The 20,029-nt window shown below is 67.6% G+C and carries 20 protein-coding genes; 14 read left to right on the forward strand and 6 right to left on the reverse strand.

The genetic code is table 11. The annotated features are described in order from the left end of the window. Together ACT6XY_RS02940 and ACT6XY_RS02945 are read right to left on the reverse strand one after the other, a co-directional pair. The coding region (locus ACT6XY_RS02940; protein ID WP_444746835.1) for a cadherin repeat domain-containing protein at nt 1-966 on the reverse strand (966 nt) is incomplete at its 3' end. A gap of 1,107 nt (nt 967-2,073) precedes the next feature. Beyond that, nucleotides 2,074-2,586 carry a hypothetical protein gene (locus tag ACT6XY_RS02945; protein WP_444746836.1) on the reverse strand — a complete coding sequence of 171 codons (513 nt, stop codon included), beginning with the start codon at nt 2,584-2,586 and terminating at the stop codon, nt 2,074-2,076. Nucleotides 2,587-2,792: 206 nt separating this feature from the next. Here ACT6XY_RS02945 and ACT6XY_RS02950 point away from each other — a divergent pair, with 206 nt between their 5' ends. Next, nucleotides 2,793-3,053, forward strand: a complete 261-nt coding sequence (locus ACT6XY_RS02950) for a hypothetical protein (protein WP_444746837.1) — start codon at nt 2,793-2,795, stop codon at nt 3,051-3,053. Between the two features lie 67 nt (nt 3,054-3,120). On the opposite strand, the gene ACT6XY_RS02955 is transcribed toward ACT6XY_RS02950, so the two are convergent. Further along, complete coding sequence (locus tag ACT6XY_RS02955) at nt 3,121-3,810, reverse strand: Crp/Fnr family transcriptional regulator (protein WP_444746916.1); 690 nt, start codon at nt 3,808-3,810, stop codon at nt 3,121-3,123. A 171-nt stretch (nt 3,811-3,981) separates the two neighbouring features. Here ACT6XY_RS02955 and ACT6XY_RS02960 point away from each other — a divergent pair, with 171 nt between their 5' ends. Beyond that, nucleotides 3,982-5,922 carry an adenylate/guanylate cyclase domain-containing protein gene (locus ACT6XY_RS02960; RefSeq protein ID WP_444746838.1) on the forward strand — a complete coding sequence of 647 codons (1,941 nt, stop codon included), beginning with the start codon at nt 3,982-3,984 and terminating at the stop codon, nt 5,920-5,922. A gap of 478 nt (nt 5,923-6,400) precedes the next feature. Here ACT6XY_RS02960 and ACT6XY_RS02965 read toward each other — a convergent pair whose 3' ends face one another. Further along, nucleotides 6,401-7,132: a hypothetical protein gene (locus ACT6XY_RS02965; RefSeq protein WP_444746839.1), complete on the reverse strand. Its 732-nt coding sequence runs from the start codon at nt 7,130-7,132 to the stop codon at nt 6,401-6,403. A 193-nt stretch (nt 7,133-7,325) separates the two neighbouring features. On the opposite strand from ACT6XY_RS02965, the gene ACT6XY_RS02970 reads away from it, so the two are divergent. Both ACT6XY_RS02970 and ACT6XY_RS02975 read left to right on the forward strand, forming a co-directional pair. After that, complete coding sequence (locus ACT6XY_RS02970) at nt 7,326-7,859, forward strand: LPXTG cell wall anchor domain-containing protein (protein ID WP_444746840.1); 534 nt, start codon at nt 7,326-7,328, stop codon at nt 7,857-7,859. Nucleotides 7,860-7,951: 92 nt separating this feature from the next. Then, the gene (locus ACT6XY_RS02975; RefSeq protein ID WP_444746841.1) at nt 7,952-8,356 is read left to right on the forward strand and encodes a hypothetical protein; all 405 of its coding nucleotides are present in this window, start codon (nt 7,952-7,954) and stop codon (nt 8,354-8,356) included. 94 nt (nt 8,357-8,450) lie between these two features. Here the strand turns inward: ACT6XY_RS02975 and ACT6XY_RS02980 are convergent, their stop codons facing one another. Further along, entirely contained in the window at nt 8,451-9,296 is an 846-nt protein-coding gene (locus ACT6XY_RS02980) for an IclR family transcriptional regulator (protein ID WP_444746917.1), read from the reverse strand. A 125-nt stretch (nt 9,297-9,421) separates the two neighbouring features. On the opposite strand from ACT6XY_RS02980, the gene ACT6XY_RS02985 reads away from it, so the two are divergent. The 6 genes from ACT6XY_RS02985 (at nt 9,422) to ACT6XY_RS03010 (ending at nt 15,368) form a co-directional block, all read left to right on the forward strand. Continuing rightward, nucleotides 9,422-10,327 (forward strand): dihydrodipicolinate synthase family protein, encoded by a 906-nt coding sequence (locus ACT6XY_RS02985; protein ID WP_444746918.1) that lies wholly within the window; start codon nt 9,422-9,424, stop codon nt 10,325-10,327. A gap of 102 nt (nt 10,328-10,429) precedes the next feature. Then, nucleotides 10,430-11,395, forward strand: coding sequence for a Bug family tripartite tricarboxylate transporter substrate binding protein (locus ACT6XY_RS02990; RefSeq protein WP_444746842.1), 966 nt, complete (start codon nt 10,430-10,432; stop codon nt 11,393-11,395). Nucleotides 11,396-11,424: 29 nt separating this feature from the next. Then, nucleotides 11,425-11,874 carry a tripartite tricarboxylate transporter TctB family protein gene (locus tag ACT6XY_RS02995; RefSeq protein ID WP_444746843.1) on the forward strand — a complete coding sequence of 150 codons (450 nt, stop codon included), beginning with the start codon at nt 11,425-11,427 and terminating at the stop codon, nt 11,872-11,874. Nucleotides 11,875-11,881: 7 nt separating this feature from the next. Then, the gene (locus tag ACT6XY_RS03000; RefSeq protein ID WP_444746844.1) at nt 11,882-13,387 is read left to right on the forward strand and encodes a tripartite tricarboxylate transporter permease; all 1,506 of its coding nucleotides are present in this window, start codon (nt 11,882-11,884) and stop codon (nt 13,385-13,387) included. A gap of 26 nt (nt 13,388-13,413) precedes the next feature. After that, complete coding sequence (locus ACT6XY_RS03005; RefSeq protein ID WP_444746845.1) at nt 13,414-14,322, forward strand: PfkB family carbohydrate kinase; 909 nt, start codon at nt 13,414-13,416, stop codon at nt 14,320-14,322. Continuing rightward, nucleotides 14,319-15,368, forward strand: a complete 1,050-nt coding sequence (locus tag ACT6XY_RS03010) for a tagatose 1,6-diphosphate aldolase (protein ID WP_444746846.1) — start codon at nt 14,319-14,321, stop codon at nt 15,366-15,368. Before ACT6XY_RS03005 ends, ACT6XY_RS03010 begins: the two co-directional genes overlap by 4 nt. Before the next feature lie 78 nt (nt 15,369-15,446). Here ACT6XY_RS03010 and ACT6XY_RS03015 read toward each other — a convergent pair whose 3' ends face one another. After that, nucleotides 15,447-16,394, reverse strand: coding sequence for a LysR family transcriptional regulator (locus tag ACT6XY_RS03015; protein WP_444746847.1), 948 nt, complete (start codon nt 16,392-16,394; stop codon nt 15,447-15,449). A gap of 94 nt (nt 16,395-16,488) precedes the next feature. Between ACT6XY_RS03015 and uraD the strand changes: the two genes are divergently transcribed. The 4 genes from uraD to ACT6XY_RS03035 are packed head-to-tail and all read left to right on the forward strand — an operon-like array spanning nt 16,489 to nt 20,028. Beyond that, nucleotides 16,489-17,049 (forward strand): 2-oxo-4-hydroxy-4-carboxy-5-ureidoimidazoline decarboxylase, encoded by a 561-nt coding sequence (uraD, locus tag ACT6XY_RS03020; protein WP_444746848.1) that lies wholly within the window; start codon nt 16,489-16,491, stop codon nt 17,047-17,049. A 19-nt stretch (nt 17,050-17,068) separates the two neighbouring features. After that, entirely contained in the window at nt 17,069-18,046 is a 978-nt protein-coding gene (locus ACT6XY_RS03025; protein ID WP_444746849.1) for a Bug family tripartite tricarboxylate transporter substrate binding protein, read from the forward strand. 23 nt (nt 18,047-18,069) lie between these two features. Beyond that, the gene (locus ACT6XY_RS03030; RefSeq protein ID WP_444746850.1) at nt 18,070-18,513 is read left to right on the forward strand and encodes a tripartite tricarboxylate transporter TctB family protein; all 444 of its coding nucleotides are present in this window, start codon (nt 18,070-18,072) and stop codon (nt 18,511-18,513) included. Nucleotides 18,514-18,528: 15 nt separating this feature from the next. Next, nucleotides 18,529-20,028, forward strand: a complete 1,500-nt coding sequence (locus ACT6XY_RS03035; RefSeq protein WP_444746851.1) for a tripartite tricarboxylate transporter permease — start codon at nt 18,529-18,531, stop codon at nt 20,026-20,028. Nucleotide 20,029: the final 1 nt, after the last annotated feature.

Below are 20,029 nucleotides of genomic sequence, written 5' to 3' on the forward strand. Positions count from 1 at the left end.
ATTGCTGTCGCTGACCGGGGAGACGTCGAACTCGTCGGCGTCGTTGATGGCGATGCTGTAGCTCTGGGTCGCCGTCGAGCCGTCGGCCGAGGTGGCGCGGACGGTGATCGCCTGGGTCGCCCCGGCCTCGCGGTCGATGGCGCCGGCCACGGTGACCACACCGGTGGTGGCGTCGATGGCGAAGCGACCGCCGGCATCGTCCGTGAGCGCGTAGGTGACACCGGAGTTGGTGGCATCGCCGTCGGAGGCGAAGGCGGTGATGCCGACCGTCGTGCCGGTGGCGGCATTCTCGGTGACCGCATTGGCCGCGGCATTGCTGTCGGCGACCGGCGTCACGTCGAACTCGTCGGCGTCGCCGACCGCGATGCTGTAGCTCTGGGTCGCCGTCGAGCCGTCGGCCGAGGTGGCGCGGACGGTGATCGCCTGGGTCGCCCCGGCCTCGCGGTCGATGGCCCCGGCCACCGTGACGACGCCCGTGGTGGCGTCGATGGCGAAGCGGCCGCCGGCATCGTCGGTGAGCGCGTAGGTGACGCCGGAGTTCGTGGCATCGCCGTCGGAGGCGAAGGCGGTGACGCCGACCGTCGTGCCGATGGCGGCGTTCTCGGTGACCGCATCGGCCGCGGCATTGCTGTCGCTGACCGGCGTCACGTCGAACTCGTCGACGTCCGTCACCGCGATCGCAAAGGACTGCGTCGAGGCCGACCCGTCCTGCGACGTCGCCGTCACCGCGACGGTGATCGCGCTCTCGCTCTCCCGGTCGAAGCTTGCTCCGGCCGCTACGCTCACCTCACCGGTGGCGGCGTTGATCACGAAGCGGCCGCCGGCATCGTTTGCGAGTGAGTAGGTGACCCCGCTGGTCGTGGCGTCAGCGTCGAAGGCAGAGGCCGTGATCCCGACCTTCGTCCCGGCCGCAGCGTTCTCCGCGATGCTGTTGGAGGCCGCATCCGCATCGACAGGGGCCGTCACGTCGAACTCGTCGAGCGCTACAGGATCGGGCTCTAGAAGCGGGCCTTCGGGAAGCGGGGGCGCTTCATCCTCATCCGGCGCATCGCCCGGTTCAGCCGAGGGCGGCGGCGACAATGCGGGAAGCGCTGCAGCGCCAGAACGATGATCGGCACCAGCCACCGCCTCCGGCTCGCTGGCATGAGGGTCCATGACGGCGGTATTGGCCAACGGAATAGCGACGCCTGGGCCTGTATCTGGGACCGCAAGCGGAGTGACCGCCAGGAGCCCGTAGTTTGGGCCAACGTCCGGGATCACCGGCCCGGGCAGGGCTTGCTCGCTGATGGATTCCGACAAGGACGGAACAAGCGGGCTTTTGAAAGATTCCGCCGCGGGTCCATCGGCCACCCCATGGCTCGACGTCGCACTCGCTGGCGATTCTGTCACGCTCGGCAGGGTGGCAGCGACCGTCGCTACGGCGACAGTGGCGTCCAAAACGGGAATGGTGGTTGCCGGCAACGACGAAAACTTCACCGTGCCTTTCGACTTGAGCCACTCCGGCTCGTCCGGCTCGTCCGGAACTGGCGGTATGTTGCTCACCACATCCGCCTCCGCAAACGCCCCCGCTATTTTGCACTACGCAATGAAATTGATTGGTACTCCGTTAAAGGCGACCGGCGTCCAGCGATCCCCGATTCACCTTCAGGTCACCGCGAGGCGCCGACCCTTGCCAAGGGCATCGAGCCAGCGGGCGCCCTGCACACCCGGAATGGCGGTCGCTGGCCGTTCAGCTGCATCCTGTCGGCAGTCTCTTCTCGCGTGGCGCGGAGGTGGCTGGCACAGAGAAGGCAGGTCACCGTGATGGGGCGGACGGCCGGATCGCCGTCCGGCAAACGATGTCCGATCCACGCCGATGAGACCATCACGGCGGGCGCGGCGGGGTTCGGCGGGCCTTCGGGTATTCCCAGTGCCGTGATCGGCCTTGTCGTCGCATCCGACGTTTGAGTTGCCGAGGTGCGAAGGTCCGCTCATGCAGGCGCGGACGAGGTGATCGCGACCATCGCGCGGCCAAGGCGCGTGGCTGCGGACAGCGACGCGCGACGCGGCCCCGAGGGCCACGATGACGTGGCTTCAGGGCTCGCAGGGATAGGTCTGCGCCTTCTCGGCGTCGAAGCAGATGAGTGGCGGCGGCGGGGCGTCAGCAGCGCGGCAGTAGCGGGTTTCTTCCCGCCGTCCGGGGTAGCCGAGAAAGGGCTCGGTCTCGACGACCATTTCATAGCCAACGTCGGATTGCGTCAGGGTTTGCCGCACCTCGATGGACCTGTTGATCAACTCAGGCCTGTGCCAGGTCTGGCAAGAGAGACGAAGCCTCCATTGGGGCCGGCTGCCGGAGACGCTGACGATCTGGCAATGCAGGGCCGGTTCTCCCGAGCTCCGTTCCGGAAGACTGGCGCTGGTGCGGTCGTAAACGAGCATGAAGACTTCGGACCAGCGGCAGTGCGCATCGCTCGCCCACGTTCCGTAAAAGCCCTCTCGATAGGTCAGCGGTTCGTCTGCGGAGACAGGGGCGAGAAGGAGGAGCAGCACGACACAAGCCGATGCCCAGGCTCGGGCCGGAACCCAGCCACCGTTGCCGCGGCGCATTGTGTTGCGTCTTGACATGCCGGTCGGCCCTCCCTGTGGGAGCCGCTCCACGTCAGGCACACGCGCAGGGACCACCCGGGGCCGATGCTGGCTTCAGCAGAGGTCCGGGCACTGTGCGCTGTCGCACGTGGCGAGGGGGGGCGGCGTGCTTGTATCGTCTTGCTGATGGCCGACCCGGTCCGTCCCGCACACGTGGAGATTACCCCATGACCTTCGCTTCGCAGGTTCGCCCCGTTGCCCTTGCGGCGGCTGCCCTCCTCACCCTGCTGGCTGTCTCGCCCGCCAGCGCCTATGCCGTCATCTGCAAGAGCGGCCGCTACGATATCGACTCCCGGGACGAGGCCCAGCTGCGGAGTGCCTTCGGCACCAGCTACTGCACGATCCGGCGGTTCAGCTACCGGTCGGATGCGGAGAACTTCTCGCGCAACAACAACATGCGCTCCGGCACGTCCTGCTCGTGCCGATAGCGGCGCGGTTTGCGCGATGAGGGCGCGGGCCAGCTGCCGGAGCCCGGGAGAGGCACCCTGATCCCTGCTACCCCAGTTCCTGCATCTTCAGGGCGATCCGCTGACGGAGCGCGTCCGGATCGGGAAGGATGAGCCCACCCCGCGCCTTCTGCATCAGGCCGTCCTGCTCCATGGTGCGAAGTTCCCGGGTGATCTGCTCGCGTCGACACCCGATGCGGGCAGCCAGCACGTGATGATAGGGCGGCGGGGAGACAATCCGCGCCGGGGAACCGCGGGCGCGCTGGATCGAGAGCCGGATGAGTTCGGCGTAGAGGTTGTGGCGAATGTCGAGGACGGCATGTTCGAGCAGACGGGCATTGAGGTCGCGAACCCGCCTGGCGAGCAGCACCATCACCCGCTCCGACACCTGGGCAGACGCCTTGAGGATCTCGCGAAACAGCGCCGCCGCCACGATGCAGATGGTCGTCCGGGTCAGCGCCGTCACGTTCGCCGACCGCGGCTCGCCGTCGATCGCGGCAAGTTCCCCGAAAAACTCCCCCTCGCGAAGATCGGCCAGAATGAACTCGCGACCACCCGTCGTTCGCAGCTGGATGCGGACCTCCCCCGCAATGATGAAATAGACATCGCTCGAGGGATCATCGAAATCGATGATCGTCTGGCCCTCGTCGACTTTCTTCCAGATGCAACGGTGGTCGAAACGGGAAAGGTCGAGGTCGCTGATGCCCTGGAAGATGCCGACCTGCGCGATCGATGCCATGCCAATGTCCCGCTTCATCGGCGCACCCGGTCCAAGCGGCGGCCGCTCGGCGGCAAACGTGCGCAATATCCGCGACGCATTCTTTGCCAAGGCGGGGTACAAACTGGCAAGACCACGCGAGGATGACGCATCCGTGCCCGCAAGGGTATCGGCCGACCGCGCGTGAACGCCATGAGACCACCCCTCAAGCGCAAGATCACCGCCATCATGGCGGCGGACATCGCCGAATACACCCGCATCACAGCCGAAGACGAGGACGAAACGCTGTCGCGGCTCGAAGCCTATCGTCAGGTCTTCGACGATCTGGTGGTGCGGGCGGGCGGGCGCGTCTTCAACAGCGCCGGCGACAGCGTCATGTGCGAGTTTCCCAGCGCCGTCGAGGCGACGCGCTGCGCGATCGACATCCAGGAATCCTTCCGCACCCGCAACCTCTCCTATCCCGCCCATCGGCAGATGCATTTCCGCATCGGCATCTCGATCGGTGACGTCGTCGAGCGCGATGGCGACCTGCTGGGTGACGTGGTCAACATCGCGGCGCGGCTGCAGGCCCTTGCCGAGCCGGGGTCCATCTGCGTCTCCCGCAGCGTGCAGGAGGCCGTCGCCAACAAGACCTCCGTGCCCTCGCTCGACATGGGCCATCGCGAGGTGAAGAACCTCCCCTATCCGGTGCACGTCTTCAGGATCGACGTGAGGCGGCCGGCCGGCGCGCCCGCCGGGCCACCCAAGGCGACGGGCCAGGCCCAGGCGCCCCCCCGACGGCTCGCGATATGGGTGATCGCCGGGATCCTCGTCGCCGCCACCGGCGCCAGCCTGCTGTGGATCAACAGATCCCGGGCGCCTGTCGGGACCGAAGCCCGGATCCCGGCCAGCGCCCCGCCCGGCCCCGGCGAGGGCGGGTCCCCGACCGAAACGCCGGGCGTGGCACAGGCGCCGCCGGATCGCCCATCGCCGCCCGGCCCCGATGATCGCACCCCCGGCACCGCGGGACTGACCGAGCGCTACCGGAGCGCTCGCCGGCTGGAGGAGCGTGGTGATGTCGGTGCGGCCCGGCAGGAGTATGCCGCCCTGGTTCGCCTCGGGACGGAGGTCATCGACCCGGCGCTCCGCTTGGCGTCCCTCGTGAGGGCACAGGAGGGCCGGGATGCGGGGGCTGACGCGGCGGGGGACCTTGCCGGTGGGCATGAGCGAACGATTGCCCTGGTCCACGCCCTGCAGACCGACGGGGCCGAACGCCTGCGACGGCTGGAGGGGATCGCAGCGGCCGATCCCGCCTTCGCCCCCGTTCACTACCTCATCGCGGCGGAGCTGTCCGGAGCCCGGCAGGAGGGCCGGACGCTTGCCGAAAAGCGCCGCGAGCGCGACGCCCTCGGCCGCTTCCTCGCTGCAAGCCAGGAGGGCGCGCTGCCGCGTTTCCTCATCGACCCGGCGACGCGGGCGTCATGGATGGAGCGGGCTCGGGATCGACAGGCCTTGCTGGCAGGGCTCTTCGCCGACGGACGCGACCGACCGTCGATGGCCTTCATGCCGACCACGTCCGGCTGGGTCGGCACCATCACCCTGCCCGAACCTGCCGTCACGATCGAATACCGACTCTCCGATTCCGGGCCGTTCCGTTCGACAGGCCTGATGCAGGTCGTCGAGCCGCGGACGGGACGGCCCGTGCCGCGGCCGAACATCGCATTTCCCCACAGGCGCGACGCCGTGGAGATCGCCCTGCGCTATGTGGATGCGTCGGGGGTGGCCTCGCCGGTCACCACCGTTGCATTCGAGCCGACGACAGCCCTGCAGCGCGGCATGAGGGACATCCTCCAGGGCGTCGCCTCCTCCTGGGCCGTCTTCGGCACGGACCAGAACAGCGACCGGGTCTACCTGACGGCACTCATCAGCTATCGCTGCGCGATCGAGAAGGTCGAGATCGGCTTCAACGGGCAGGCACCGGGGACGGTCTTCCCGCTGCCCCCCTGTGACCCCGGCCAGCCATTCGGCGTTCCCGCCGGAGCGCGCCACTTCCTGGGCCTTGCTCCCTCAGTCCAGAGCGTCACGGTCAAATTGACCTTTGCCGGCGGAGACGTGTCCGAGGTCGCTACGTTCGCCCGTCCGCCCCGTCGCTAGCGTCGGACGGGGCGATCCGTGCAGGCCTCCGGCTGGTGCGCGGGCGCACAATCTTTGGCCGTCCGAAACCGCACCCTCTGAGCGCATGGCGGACCGCCGGACCGGCTGGCGGTCCGCGGCGACGGTTCGCCCAGCCGGAAGGCGTGACGGGTGCCCGGATGGAGGTCAGCAGGAAGGGACTGATTGCGACCGTTCTCGCTGCGGCCTGTCTGGCACTCACCGTTGGCGCGTCCGTCATGAGCGACGCGCCGGAGCTTGCCTCGAGACTTCGCTGCTGGCTCGGCCCTCCTGTGCCGGTCTGTCACGAGCTGGCGCGGGAGCGGGAAAACCGGGCGCTCGAGGCGGTGGAGAAGGAGCTGCGCGATCTGAACGGGCTTCCACCACCCGTCTGTCTCGATCCCGGCTCGCGGTCCTCCGTGCCCTGCCCTCCCTGATGAGCGACGAGGTCGGCGACCTCTCCACCAAGGCTCGCTGAGGCTCACAGACCACCATAGGTGACGGCCACGGCCTTATCGGCGAGATGCAAGGCCTCGGCGGGCGACAGCGACGGATCGATCAGCGTCACGGTGCGACGGCGGGTCACGGTGCGCAGGGGATAGCCGTCATAGACGAAGGAAAAGCCCCGCGTCGCGTGGTTGGCGAAGGCCCCTTCGGGGACCTCGGTCGTGCAGAAACCCGATTTCTGTTCGGCTGCGCCGAACTCGTTGATGGCAGTGGGCAGCAGGACCCAGCCGAGACAGGGATAGATCGGGGCCGTGAAGGCCGGGCCGAGCGCCGGGATCGAACAGTGGCGATCGTCATGCCGCCAGATGCCGTCCTGCGGCGCATAGCCGTTCCACGGCAGTTCGGCGCTGATGGCCACGCCATACCCGGTGATGACGAAACGCAGTTCGTCGATGACCATCGTCCGGTGGGCATGTTGGTCTAGGTTCAGGTCATAGCCCCAGGCCTTCAGACCCTGGTGGTCGATGAAGCGGACCAGATCGGCCTCCGTAGCCAGCCTCGTGACAAAGGCGATGGCGAAGCCAGAGGGGTCCTGCCGGATGAAGACGTCGTCGTCGGCGGGGGGGGCAAAAGGGCCAGACGACAGCGCGGCGCGGCCTTGCTGGCGGAAGCCGCACCTCTTCAGCGCTCGCGCCAGCGCGAGCGACAGCTCGGCCGTTGCCGAGACAGTGGGGCCTTTCCGGGTGCCCGAACGCCTGGAGCCCACCCGATTCCTCCTGAGACCATGCTGCGGATTCCAGCCGCTTTAGGGTGCGGCGGTGATCCAGCCTGTGCGGAAGCGCACACCCTTCCCTTCCGGACGTGCCTAAACCGGCCCGGATTGCCCGAGGATTTTCGACGCTGCGACCTGCGCGTCGGCTCGGCGCCACCCGGCAGAGGGGGAACAGACGGTGCAGGACTTGATCCAGATCGCTCGCTATTCGTGGATCGTGATGCTGGCGGGCCTCGCCATCGTGGTGGGCCTCGGCATGGTCGGCTACGGCATGATGTCGGGCCCGCCCGCGCGCAGCAGCCTCCAGGTGGTGGAGGGCACGATCAGCGAGGCGTCACGGGTGACCCGTCGGAGCCGTCGGACGGGGACGACCTCCTCCTATTACGAGATGACGCTGAAGCCACGGCTGAGCGCCACCGAGTTGAAGCTGCGCGTTCCCACCATCGAGATCTCGGAATCGGATGTGCGCTCGCTCATCGGCGGGCCGGTCCGGGCGGAGTTCGACTCCGAGCAGGATGTCTATGTGCTGAGCCGCGGCAGCCGCGAGGTCCTGACCTACGCCAACACGCTGGAGCGACGGAATCTGAATCTGCGCCAGTACCATGTCGACGGCATCGCGCTGATGATCGCCGGTGCCGTCGCCCTCGCGATCGGGCTGCTCCTGGGATACCGCAAAAGGCGGCGCGAGGTGGCCGACAACGCATCCGTGGTGCCGCGCTAGGGCGTTCCCTCGGGCGGGCCCGTACCGGGAATCCTATCGGCAGGCGGGTCTTTGCGCCCGCCGGGACGCTCGGCAACAGAAGGCTGATGCGCATGGCTCCCACCCCTCCACTTCCCATCGCCAACCGGTGGACAGGTCTGTCGCATAGCCTCCGAGTCGGGCTCGCGCGCAGGGTCGATCGTGCCGAGACCGCCCGACGCATCGAAGAACTGCTGCGGGCGAGCGGGCCTCCCCTCGCCTACGAGGTGTTCGACCGTTCCTTCGATCTGTGCCCGCCTGGAACACCCGGCCCTTCAGGGTATCCGGACATCACAATCGTCATCGGCGACGCCGAGCATGACCTCTTCTTCGTCGCACAACGAGAACGCGGCGCACTGGGGCGCGTCTCCGTCCACGAGTCCATCCACGATGCCGCGGACGACTTCATGCGGCGTGCAACCGGCGCCAACGGACCCTCGGTTTCGGGGGGCATCGTCGCGCTCGACAGCGCTCGGTGACCCTCTGTGGCCGCCTGGCTTGTCGGAGGCTGCTCGCGGGACACCAGCCTATGTCCGCCAGGGCTGCGCGAAGCGCCCACCGGTCGCACCGGTTTCACCCGATGGTCGCCCGCCCTGACGTCGTGGCGTAGCCCAAAGCCCGCGAAATCTCGTCGGCTGTTTGGACGACGAATGGCGCGAGCACCGGGATGCGGGCATCCGTGACGCGCTCCGTCGGGCCCGACACGCTGACGGAGGCGAAGACGGAACCACCGGCATCTCGGATCGGGGCTCCGATGCACTGCAAGTTCGGTTGATGCTCGCTGCGGTCGATCGAGTAGCCGCGGTCCCGCGTCGCTGCCAGATCGGCCTTCAGTACCGCGCCCTCCGTGATGGTCGACGGCGTGAAGCGGCGCAGACCGGCTGCGATGACGCGGTCCACGGTCTCCTCGTCGCGCCACGCCAGGATGGCCTTGCCCACGCTGGTGCAGTAGCTCGGCGCCCCCTCGATGGTCATGACAACCGAACTCGGTCCCGATTCCAGTTCCTTGCGATCGACGAAGACGGCGTGGAACCCGTCGAAGATGCAAAGGTGGACGACCTCCCCGGACAGCTTGGCCAGCCGGTCGACATGGGGCTGCGCCTCGCGATGGAGATCGAGGTTGGCAACGAAGAGCGTGCCGAGCTCGAACAGCTTGAGGCCCAGACGGTAGCGATCGCGCCCGCGGGCCTGCTCGACGAAGCCAATCTCCTTCATCGTCGAAAGCAGGCGATGGGCCGTCGCCTTCGGGAACCCCGTGCGCTCGTGGATCTCGTTCAGGCCCAGGGTCCGGTCATGCGCCGTGAAGCATTGCAGGATCCGAGACATCTTGTGCAGGGACTGCACGAGGTCCTTTGACGGCGCGCTGGAGCGGATCGCCCTCGCCTTCACGCTCTCGACTGCAGTTCGGTCGCCGTCCATGCGGTCCACTCATACCCGCCTTTCGGAACGAGCGAAATCGGAAAATGGCGATTGACGAAGTGCCCTTCAGCGTATTGAGTTCCGTATACCGGGATAAAAATACAAGACCACTGAGGAAAACGTCCATGACTTCCGAACTGAAGGGGGTCATTCCCCCGATGACCACGCCCTTCCGCGCCGACGGTGAGCTGGTGCTCGATGCCGTCAAGGCGCAGGTCGATTTCCTCGTTGCGGCCGGGTCCCACGGCCTTGCCGCAGGCGGCTCGACGGGGGAAGGCCACACGCTCGACCCGGAAGAGTACCGTGATCTGATGCAGGCCACGGTCGATGCCACGGCCGGCCGCATTCCCGTCGTGGCGGGCATCATCGTCGACTCCACCCGCGATGCGATCCGCCGGGGACGCATGGTGCGTGATCTCGGTGTGGCGGCGTTGCAGGTCACGCCGGTCCACTACCTCTTCAAGCCCGACGATGACGCCATGGTGCGGCACTTCAAGACCATGGCGGACGAAACGGGCATGCCGATCATCATCTACAACGTGGTCCCCTGGAGCTACCTGTCGCCGGCGCTTCTCGTCCGGATCATGACCGAGGTCCCGCTGGTCGTCGGCGTCAAGCAGAGCGCAGGTGACCTCAAGCTCTTCGCGGACCTGATGATCACCGCTCCCCGGGACAAGATGATCTTCTCGGCCGTCGATGCCCTGATGTACCCCTCCTATGCACTGGGGGCCGCAGGCTCGATCGCTGCCATCCTCGCCGCGGCGCCAAAGGCGTCGGTCGACCTCTGGAATGCAGTGAAGGTGGGAGATCATGCGACTGCGCTCGACCTCCATCAGAAGCTTCTCGTCTTGTGGAACGCGATGATCGCGGACAACCTGCCTGCCTGCACCAAATTCGCGCAGAGCTTGCAGGGGGTGCCCTCGATGTTCCCGCGTCAGCCGATGCCGGTGGCCTCCGCGGCACAGCAGGTGGCCATCACCAAGGCGCTGGCCGGCCTCGGCATCCACGCATCGGTCAAAGGCGCCGCCTGAATCCAGTCCGGAACATTCCGGCTGCATCGATCCCCCGGTGGCCTCGACGCCACCGGGGCCAAGCAAAACACTCGGGATGAAACGCGGAAGAGGGAGGGCGCCATGACGCTCGACAGACGGACACTCATTGCAGGCGCGGCACTCGGAACGGTCCTGTCCGCTCCGGCGATCGCGCAGACGTTCCAGCGCGACATCACCATGGTCGTGCCATGGGCGGCGGGCGGGGGCACCGACACGCTCGCGCGCACACTGGTGAAGAATGCCAAGCAGCATATCGGCGTCGGCATCAACGTCGTGAACCGCACCGGTGGCACGGGCGCCGTGGGCATGCAGTCCGTCTCGACGGCGCGGGGCGATGGCTACACCGTCGGGCTCATCACCTTCCACCTGTCGGCCTACCGGCTGATGGGCCTCAGCCAGTTGAGCTATCGCGACTTCCAGCCCCTCGCCCTGCTGAACCGCACCCCAGCCGCCTTCAGCGTCAAGGCCGACTCTCCCTTCAAGACGCTGAAGGACCTGGTGGACTACGCCAAGGCCAATCCCGGCGTGGTCACGATCGCCAACAGCGGCGCGGGCGCCAATACCCACCTGTCGGCGGCGATCCTCGCCAAGAACACTGGCATCCGTCTGTCTTTCGTGCCCTTCGACGGTGGGGCCCCCGCTCGTACCGCGATGGTCGGCGGCCATGTCTCGGCCCTCGTCTCGGGCCCCGACGAAGTCCTGCAATATGTGAAGACCGGCCAGGTCCGCTTCCTCGCGATGGTCGGCGAGCAGCGGCATCCCAGCTTCCCCGACGTGCCGACGGTCGCCGAGGCGGGCTTCCCCATCAAGGAGATCGTCTACGACTGGCGGGGCGTCGCCGGGCCGAAGAACATGCCGGCGGACATCACCAGGGCGCTCAACGACGGCTTCGCCAAGATGGCGAATGACCCGGACTTCATCGCGCTGATGGATCAGGTGGCCCTGCCGCGCGTGTACATGAACGGCGCCGATTTCACCACGTTCCTCGGCACGATGGAGACGTCGCTGGAGCCGGCGCTGGCGGAAGTCGGGCTGCTCCGGCGATGAATGAGCAGGCATCCGACCGCAAGGTGAGGATGACCATGCCCGACATGGCCGCCGCGATGGTCGCGGTGGCTGTGGCCGTGTGGATCGTCATCGAATCCAGACGATGGCCGGCCCCCGACTTCGTGGGCGGGCCGGCCGTGGTTCCTTTGCTCGTGGCCGCTGTCCTGCTGGTCTGTGCGGGACTTCTCCTGCGCACCGCACTGATGGGCAGGTCAGCTGTTGTCGAAGAACCTCTGCAGGCCACCCAGTTCCGGCGGATCGCCATCATGGTGGCCGCCACCGCCGCCTATGCCGCGGTCCTGGAAAAGGTCGGCTTCCTGCCCGCGACGATCCTCTATCTCGCGGTCTTCACGGCCGTTCTCGGCCTGCGCGACTGGCGCATGCTGATCGGCTACTCGGTGCTGCTCCCTGCGGCCTTCTACCTGCTGTTCGCGGTGGCGCTGAAGGTGCCTCTGCCTCCAGCCCAGTGGCCGCTCTAGGTCTGCGATGCTTGACCTCGCTCTCCTCGCCAAGGGCTTCGGCACAGTCTTTCAGCCCTCTCACCTGTTCATCCTGGTGATGGGGACCATCGGCGGGATCATCGTCGGCGCCCTGCCGGGGCTGACCGCGACCATGGCGATCGCCCTCCTCATCCCCTTCACCTTCTCGATGGGGCCGACAGCCGGCATCTGCATGCTGCTCGCCGTCTACACGGCCGGCATCTATGGCGGAGGCATCGCTTCCATCCTCATCCGCACGCCCGGGACGCCGGCGGCCGTCGTGACGGTGCTGGATGGCTACCCGATGGCGCAGAAGGGCCTCGCGGGCCAGGCGCTGGGTCTCGCCACGGTCGGATCGGGGATCGGCGGCCTCTTCTCCGCTCTTTGCCTCGCCATTTTTGCGCCCCTGCTTGCAGCCTTTGCGCTCAGGTTCAGTGCGCCCGAGTTCTTCGCCCTGGCCATTCTGGGTCTGTCGGTGACGGTGACCCTGACCGGTCGCTCACCGCTCAAGGGGGCCCTGTCCGCCGCCTTCGGCCTGGTCATCGCGATGGTCGGCCTCGACCCCATCGGTGGATTCCCGCGCTTCACGCTCGGCACCACCGAACTGGCCGGCGGCATCGCCTTCGTGCCCATGCTCATCGGCCTCTTCTCGCTGTCGGAGGCGTTCCGGCAGATCGAGATCATCGAGACGGTCGAGCGCATGACCGCGAAGATCGGCCGGGTGGTGCCGCGCATCAGCGAACTCGTGGTCCACAAGTGGACCATGCTGCGCGCCTGCCTCATCGGCATCACGGTCGGCGTCATGCCCAGTATGGGACCCGACACCGCCGCCTTCATGTCCTACGCGGAAACGAAGCGCAGTTCCGATCGCCCCGACGACTTTGGCAAGGGTGAGCCCGCAGGCGTCGTCGCTGCCCAGACCGCAGAGAATGCGTCGACGGGTGGCGACGTGCTGCCGATGATCACCCTCGGCGTCCCCGGCGATGCGGCAACCGCGGTCCTGATGGGCGCACTCATCATTCACAACCTCGAGCCCGGCCCGCTGCTTTTCCGCGACCACGCCGACGTCGTGCACATGATCTTCGCCGCGCTCATCGTTGCGAACATCTCGTTCATGGTGCTGGGGCTGCTTGGTGCCAGGTACTTCGCCAAGGTGCTGAACGTCGATCGTCGCCTCCTGGTGCCGACCATCGTCCTGTTCAGCCTGGTTGGCGCCTACGCCCTCAACAACAACCCGTCCGATGTCTGGGTGTGCCTGATCTTCGGCATCATCGGCTACCTGATGCAGCTCTATGATTTTCCGGTCTCGCCGATGGTGCTGGCGGTGATCCTCGGCGCGATGGCGGAGTCCAACTTCCGCCGGTCTTTGGCGATGTCGCAGGGCGATCCGATGATCTTCCTGTCGCGGCCCATCGCCTGCGGCATCCTGATCGTCGCGCTTCTCGCCGCCGTCAGTGCCATCCGGCGCCAGATCGCCCTCACCCGGCGCGTCCACGCAGCCGGTGCCGAGTGATGCCGGGACCGGCTGGAGGCGACGTCATGGCGGCACGGGTGATCAGCGTCGGCATCGCCGTCATGGATCGCATCTTCGCGATCGACGCGATCCCGACGGAGCCCACCAAGGTCTTCGCGCGGTCCTGCACGGAGATCGGCGGCGGCCCCGCCGCGACGGGAGCGGCCACGGCCAGCCACCTTGGCGGCGAGGTTGAGCTGTGGGCCCGCGTCGGCGATGACCCCATCGGCCGACGCATCGTGGAGGAATTGAAGGAGTGGGGCGTGGTCCCCCAGGTCCGCCACGTGCCGGGCGGCCGATCCGGCGTGTCGAGCATCGCGGTTGCCAATGACGGCGAACGCCTGATCTTCGCCTTCGCCGACCCCGCGCTGGACACCGACACGGCATGGCTGCCCATGGAGCGTCTGGCCTCGGCCGACTGCGTCCTCGTCGACCTGCGCTGGCCGAAGGCGTCGGAACGCGTGCTCCACGAAGCCCAGCGCAAGGGCATCCCCAGCGTGCTCGACGCGGACCTGACCACGGACGACATCGCCCGCACGCTGGTGCCGCTGGCCGGCTACGCGATCTTCTCACTCCCTGCACTGCGTCGCTTCACCGGCCAGACCTCGCCAGGCGACGGTCTGACGGCCGCCCAGCGGGCGTGCAAGGGCCGTGTCGGTGTCACCCTCGGCGCGGAAGGTTTTCTCTGGCTGGATGCAGGGCGCCTCGAGCACGAGCCGGGATTCGCGGTCAGCGCCATCGATACGCTGGGTGCCGGCGATGTCTTTCACGGTGCCTTCGCTCTCGCCATCGCCGAAGGGCGCGACATGCGGCAGGCCGGTCGCTTCGCCAATGCGGCCGCCGCGCTCAAGTGCACCCGTTTCGGCGGTCGCGCCGGCATTCCGACGCGCGAGGAGACCGAAGCTCTCCTCCAGACATCAAGGACAACAGCATGAGCATCTCTGCCGGTAAGCTTCGGGGTCTGAAGCGTCTCGCCGACCCGTCCGGTCGTTTCAAGATGGTGGCCGTGGACCAACGGCCGCCGCTCCTGAAGGCGATCGGCGAGCGCATGGGCCGTCCGGCAGCCTACGAGGAAGTTGCCGGCGTCAAGGCGCTCCTGACGCGGCGCCTCAGCGCCGATGGATCGGCCCTGCTGATCGATCCCGACTATGGGTTTACGACCGCCGAACCGGACATCCGCCCCGACCGCGGACTGCTCATCACGCTCGAGGATTTTCGATTTGAGGAGACGCCCGGCGGTCGCAAGACCCGCCTGCCCAGGGACTGGTCCGTGGCGAAGATCAAGCGGATGGGCGCGGACGGGGTAAAGCTCCTGCTCTGGTATCGGCCCGACGCCACGGCGGATGTCCTCGCCCATCAGCAGCAACTCGTCCGGGACGTCGGGGACGCCTGCGCCAAGCATGATATCGCCCTGCTGCTGGAGTTGCTGGTCTATCCTTTCGCCGGCCAGGCGGGACACACGACGGACTATATCGAGGACCGGACCAAGCGCCCCGACCTCGTGTTGCGGAGTGTCCGCGATTTTGCCTCACCCGACTTCGGTGTCGACATCTACAAGCTGGAGAGCCCCCTGCCCGCCGGCTCCCTTCCCGACCCGGCGGCTGATGGGCCCGACACGCGGGAGGCGCAGGCATGGTTCGACCGCCTGGGCGCGCTCATTGACAAGCCCTGGGTGATGCTGAGCGCCGGCGCGGGGATGGAGGAGTTCCGACGGGTGCTCGGATTTGCCTATCGCGCGGGCGCCAACGGCTACCTGGCGGGTCGGGCGATCTGGTGGAAGGCCTTCGGTGCGTTTCCCGACCTGTCGGCCATGGATCAGGCCCTCTCCACGGACGGGCGCCGGTACATGGTCGAAATCAACGCGCTGACGGATCAGTTGGCCAAGCCCTGGCATCAGGGCAGCGCCGAGGGTCGCTTGGCGCTGGCGGAGGCCGGGATCGCCTTTCCCTCGCAGTACTCCCCCGGTCTCAGCAACGCATGAAAACCCGAAGGTCGTAGGGCCCCGCACCCTGGGGGCCCTCGGGCGCCTGGCCCTCGCGCCCATGTGATGCCCGACCCCTCACCCCTTCGCGGCGCCGGGCACGCGTTCTCTCACCGCTGCGAGGGTGCGCACGACCTCGTCGCGGACCAGATCAGCCACGATCTGGCCCGTGCGCAACAGCGGGCGACGGGCGCTGATCGCAACGGCGATCGTCTGCGGGCGGGCCGTGTCGTCGATGATCGGCAGGAAGCATAGGTCGCCCGCCAGCAGCTCGGGCGCCGTATCGAGCTCCGACGTGATCGCGACATGGCTGCCGCTGACGGCAAGCCTCTTCATCAGCTGCAGGGAGTTGGTGACGATCGGTGCGTCCCTTTCCGAGAACATCCAGGCGTGCCGGTCGTCCATGTAGCGGCGGATGGCGAGGCTCCGGCTCTGACTGGCGAGGGGGAAGGATACGACGTCCTTCAACCGGACCGAGGCCTGCGTGGCGAGCGGGTGGCTGGGCGCCACGGCACAGCCAAGCGGGAGGTCGGTTGACCAGAGGACGTGGATTTCCCGGCGCGGCTTGACGTTGAACGCGGCGACGAGGTCTACCCTGTCATCCATCAGCATGGTGATGGCCGCGTCGGTCGAGACGATCTCCACCTCCAGGGCAATCCGTGGATGGCGGCTGACCAAAGTGCCGATCACGGCGGGCAACAGCCCGTTGGCGTGGCTGTCCATCGCCGCAAGCCGCACATGGCCGATGTCGACGCCCTTCATCTGGCGGACGGCGGCCGCCAGGTTCCCCGCATCGGTCTTCCATCGCTGTGACAGGGAAATGATCAGGCCGCCGACCGGCGTCGGCCGCATGCCTGTCGGCTGGCGCTCGAACAGCGGAGCCCCGAGTTCGTCCTCCAGCATGAGGATTTGCCGGTCGATCGCCGATGCGGCGATCCCCAGTTCGCGGGACGCGGCCTGGATGGACCCCTGGCGGGCCACTTCCTCGACGTAGCGCAAGGCGCGCGGCACGAGTGGAAACGCCATGAGACCATTCTCAATTACAGAACAAGGTATCTCTTATTATGCGATGGCCCGCCCGGCCGCCATGGGTCACTGTGTCGATGAGGGGCACGGGACGATGGATCTGGCGCAGCAGGCATTGACGGAGGGTCGGTTCCTGCCGATCGCCGAACTGAACCGGGCGCCGCCGGACGCATTCGTTCGCCTCCTTTCGCCGGCCGTCGAGAACGCGCCGTGGATCTGCGAGCGTGTTGCCGCGTCGCGGCCGTTCGACGGACCGGCAGCGGTCCTTCAGGCCATCGGCAACGTCATTCGCTCGGCGCCCTGTGAGGACCAGATCAGGCTCCTGCGCGGCCATCCCGAGCTCGCGGGACGCGAGGCGACGGCGGGAACGATGACAGCTGCCTCCACGACCGAACAGGGCCGTCTCGGCCTCGACAGGCTCCCCGCGGCGAGCCTCGCAGCCCTCGTCGAGGGCAATCGCACCTATCGGGAGCGTTTCGGCTTTCCCTACGTGGTGGCCCTTCGCCGCCGCGCGACGCTCGACGAGGTCTTCGACGACCTGAACCGGCGTCTCGGCCAGCCGCCGGACGTCGAACTGGCGACCGCGCTGAACGAGGTCATCGACGTGACCCGGGGCCGCCTGACGCTGCTGCTCGGCCCCATCGCTATTCCATGACTGACGCCAGGAGACGGACATGACCTTCATTTTGAACCGGCGCACGCTTCTGGCTGGCGCCTCGCTTCTCGCAGCCCCGGGGATCGGCCGGGCACAGACGGCCTGGCCCACGAAGCCGATCCGGATCGTCGTGACCTTCCCGCCGGGGGGCACGAGCGACATCGTCGCCCGCCTCGTCGGCCAGTACCTGTCGGAGAAGGTCGGCCAGCAGGTGATCGTGGATAACCGCGCCGGCGCGGGCGGCACGCTCGCCGCCGACATCGTGAAGAAGGAGGCGGCCGACGGCCACACCCTGCTGCTCGCCAACAACGCGCCCTTCACGATCTCGCCGACGCAGTTCCGGCAGATCCCCTACGACACGGTGAAGGACTTCACCCACATCGCCTATATCGGCGCTTCCGCTCCCGGCCTCTTCGTCCAGCCCTCGCTCGGCGTGAAGACCCTGAAGGAGTTCATCGACAAAGCGAAGGCGCAGCCGGGCCAGATCAAGTACGGCTCGTCCGGCGTCGGATCGATCCACCACGTGCTCGGCGAAGCGCTGAAGCGGCGGGCCGGGATCAACGTCGTCCACGTGCCCTATCGCGGGACCGCGCCGGCGATCCAGGACTTCAAGGCCGGCGTGCTCACCTGCTTCTACGACCTCGTCGCGCAGAACGTGCCGCTCCTGTCCGCCAACGAGGCGGTCTGCGTCGCCATCGCCGCGCCGGAGCGCATCTCGCAGGCCCCCCAGGTCCCCACCTTCCGCGAGCAGGGCGTCGACCTGGTCCTGGAGAACTGGCTCGGCGTCTCGGGCCCCGCCGGCATTCCCGCGCCGGTGGTCGCCACCATGCACACGGCACTGAGCGAGGTTCTCGCCCTCGCTCCGGTGAAGGAGCGGCTGATGTCCTGGGGCGTCGAACAGAAGGCCATGACCTCGGCCGCCTATGCCGGCTTCGTGGCGGACCAGATTCAGGTGTGGCGCCCGCTGATCATCGAGGCCGGGGCGCAGGAACGCTGACGCGGACCCGGGGGGAGCGACCCATGCGGCGGCTCATCAACAGCGAGGTGGCGTCGGGGTTGCTGGTCGTCGCCTTCGGCGTTCTCGGACTGTCTGCGATCGGGTCGCTGGACATCGGGACCGCGAACGACATGGGCCCCGGCTATCTGCCGCGCCTGGTCGCCTGGGCGCTGGTCGTGGCCGGGCTGGCGATGACGGGGCTGGCCGTGCTGCGCACCCATCCGCCCATTCCCGACCTGCACCTGAGGCCGCTGGTCGCCATTTCCGCAGCCGTCCTCTTCTTCGGCGCCTCGATCGACAGGTACGGCATGGTGATCGCCGTGGTGGGCATGACCCTGCTCGCGGGCCTCGCCAGCCCCATCAGCCGCTGGCGGGAAACCCCTCTCATCGCCGGATGTCTCGCGGCGGGCGCGGTGCTCGTCTTCATCGTCGGGCTCAAGCTCGCCATTCCGATCTGGCCCAGGTGAGACGGGGGGCGTCCGATGGATCTCATTGCCAATATCGGTCTCGGCTTCTCGGTCGCCATCACGCCGGTCAACATCCTGTTCTGCTTCGTCGGGGTGCTGCTCGGCACGCTGATCGGGGTGCTGCCGGGCATCGGCGCGGTTGCGACCATGTCGATGCTGCTGCCGGTCACCTTCCATCTGCCGCCGGCCACCTCCCTGATCATGCTCGCCGGCATCTATTACGGCGCCCAGTATGGCGGCTCGACCACCGCCATCCTGGTCAAGCTCCCCGGCGAGGCCTCGTCGGTGGCGACCGTGCTCGACGGCTATGCCATGGCCCAGAAGGGGCGTGCAGGTGCCGCCCTGTCGATCGCCGCCCTCGCCTCCTTCGTCGCCGGCACTGTCGCCACCCTCCTCATCGCCGTCGCCGGGCCGCTCATGGCGCAGCTGGCGCTGAAGTTCGGCCCCGCCGAGTACTTTTCCCTGATGGTGCTCGGCCTCGTCGCCTCGGTCATCCTCGCCTCGGGCTCGCTCGCCAAGGCGATCATCATGATCCTGGCCGGCGCCTTCCTCGGCCTCGTCGGGCCCGATGCGAACTCGCCGATGCCGCGGCTGACCTTCGGCGTTCCGGCGCTGGCGGAGGGGGTGAATTTCGTCGCCCTCGCCGTCGGTTTCTTCGGCATCAGCGAGATCATCCTGAACCTGGAAAAGGACCTGCAGCGCGTCGCGCCCGTGGCGATGCGGGACCTGTTTCCCAGCCGCGAGGAAATCAGCCGCTCGGTCGGCCCGACGCTGCGGGGAACGCTGATAGGGTCGGTTCTCGGCGTGCTCCCCGGTGGCGGCGCGCTCCTCGCCTCCTTCGGCGCCTATGCCATCGAGAAGAAGCTGTCGGACACCCCGGAACGGTTCGGGCAGGGTGCGCCGGAAGGCGTCGCGGCGCCGGAGGCCGCCAACAATGCGGGGGCCCAGACCTCTTTCGTGCCGCTGCTCACCCTCGGCGTGCCCTCGAACGCCATCATGGCGGTGATGGCCGGGGCGATGACGATCCAGGGCATCGCCCCGAGCCCCAAGGTCATGGTGGAGCACGCCCAGCTCTTCTGGGGCATGATCGCCTCGATGTGGGTCGGCAATCTACTGCTGGTCGTCCTCAACCTGCCCCTCGTCGGGCTATGGGTGAAGCTGCTCCAGGTCCCCTATCGCATCCTCTATCCGGCGATCCTGTTCTTCTGCTGCATCGGGGTCTACTCGATCAACAACTCGGCCTTCGACGTCTATCTCGCCGTCGGGTTCGGCGTCGTCGGCTATCTGCTGATCAAGCTCGGCTTCGAGCCGACGCCTCTGCTGCTCGGCTTCATCCTCGCCCCCATGATGGAGGAGAACCTGAAGCGGGCGATGATCCTCTCCGGCGGCAGCCTGGAGCCCTTCGTCACGCGGCCGATCAGCGCCTTCCTCCTGCTGGCGACCGTGGCCATGCTCCTGCTGATGGCCCTGCCCAGCTTCAAGCGGACGCGCGAGACCGCGCTGAACGCGGACTAGC

It is taken from the genome of Phreatobacter sp. (genome assembly GCF_052440005.1).
Taxonomy (GTDB): Bacteria; Pseudomonadota; Alphaproteobacteria; order Rhizobiales; family Phreatobacteraceae; genus Phreatobacter.

What these genes read in the sequence shown, in the direction of transcription:
- ACT6XY_RS02945 (WP_444746836.1), bottom strand. Translation starts at nt 2,586, where the DNA reads ATGCGCCGCGGCAACGGTGGCTGGGTTCCGGCCCGAGCCTGGGCATCG.
- ACT6XY_RS02950 (WP_444746837.1), top strand. Translation starts at nt 2,793, where the DNA reads ATGACCTTCGCTTCGCAGGTTCGCCCCGTTGCCCTTGCGGCGGCTGCC.
- ACT6XY_RS02955 (WP_444746916.1), bottom strand. Translation starts at nt 3,810, where the DNA reads ATGGCATCGATCGCGCAGGTCGGCATCTTCCAGGGCATCAGCGACCTC.
- ACT6XY_RS02960 (WP_444746838.1), top strand. Translation starts at nt 3,982, where the DNA reads ATGAGACCACCCCTCAAGCGCAAGATCACCGCCATCATGGCGGCGGAC.
- ACT6XY_RS02975 (WP_444746841.1), top strand. Translation starts at nt 7,952, where the DNA reads ATGGCTCCCACCCCTCCACTTCCCATCGCCAACCGGTGGACAGGTCTG.
- ACT6XY_RS02980 (WP_444746917.1), bottom strand. Translation starts at nt 9,296, where the DNA reads ATGGACGGCGACCGAACTGCAGTCGAGAGCGTGAAGGCGAGGGCGATC.
- ACT6XY_RS02985 (WP_444746918.1), top strand. Translation starts at nt 9,422, where the DNA reads ATGACTTCCGAACTGAAGGGGGTCATTCCCCCGATGACCACGCCCTTC.
- ACT6XY_RS02990 (WP_444746842.1), top strand. Translation starts at nt 10,430, where the DNA reads ATGACGCTCGACAGACGGACACTCATTGCAGGCGCGGCACTCGGAACG.
- ACT6XY_RS02995 (WP_444746843.1), top strand. Translation starts at nt 11,425, where the DNA reads ATGACCATGCCCGACATGGCCGCCGCGATGGTCGCGGTGGCTGTGGCC.
- ACT6XY_RS03000 (WP_444746844.1), top strand. Translation starts at nt 11,882, where the DNA reads ATGCTTGACCTCGCTCTCCTCGCCAAGGGCTTCGGCACAGTCTTTCAG.
- ACT6XY_RS03005 (WP_444746845.1), top strand. Translation starts at nt 13,414, where the DNA reads ATGGCGGCACGGGTGATCAGCGTCGGCATCGCCGTCATGGATCGCATC.
- ACT6XY_RS03010 (WP_444746846.1), top strand. Translation starts at nt 14,319, where the DNA reads ATGAGCATCTCTGCCGGTAAGCTTCGGGGTCTGAAGCGTCTCGCCGAC.
- ACT6XY_RS03015 (WP_444746847.1), bottom strand. Translation starts at nt 16,394, where the DNA reads ATGGCGTTTCCACTCGTGCCGCGCGCCTTGCGCTACGTCGAGGAAGTG.
- uraD (WP_444746848.1), top strand. Translation starts at nt 16,489, where the DNA reads ATGGATCTGGCGCAGCAGGCATTGACGGAGGGTCGGTTCCTGCCGATC.
- ACT6XY_RS03025 (WP_444746849.1), top strand. Translation starts at nt 17,069, where the DNA reads ATGACCTTCATTTTGAACCGGCGCACGCTTCTGGCTGGCGCCTCGCTT.
- ACT6XY_RS03030 (WP_444746850.1), top strand. Translation starts at nt 18,070, where the DNA reads ATGCGGCGGCTCATCAACAGCGAGGTGGCGTCGGGGTTGCTGGTCGTC.
- ACT6XY_RS03035 (WP_444746851.1), top strand. Translation starts at nt 18,529, where the DNA reads ATGGATCTCATTGCCAATATCGGTCTCGGCTTCTCGGTCGCCATCACG.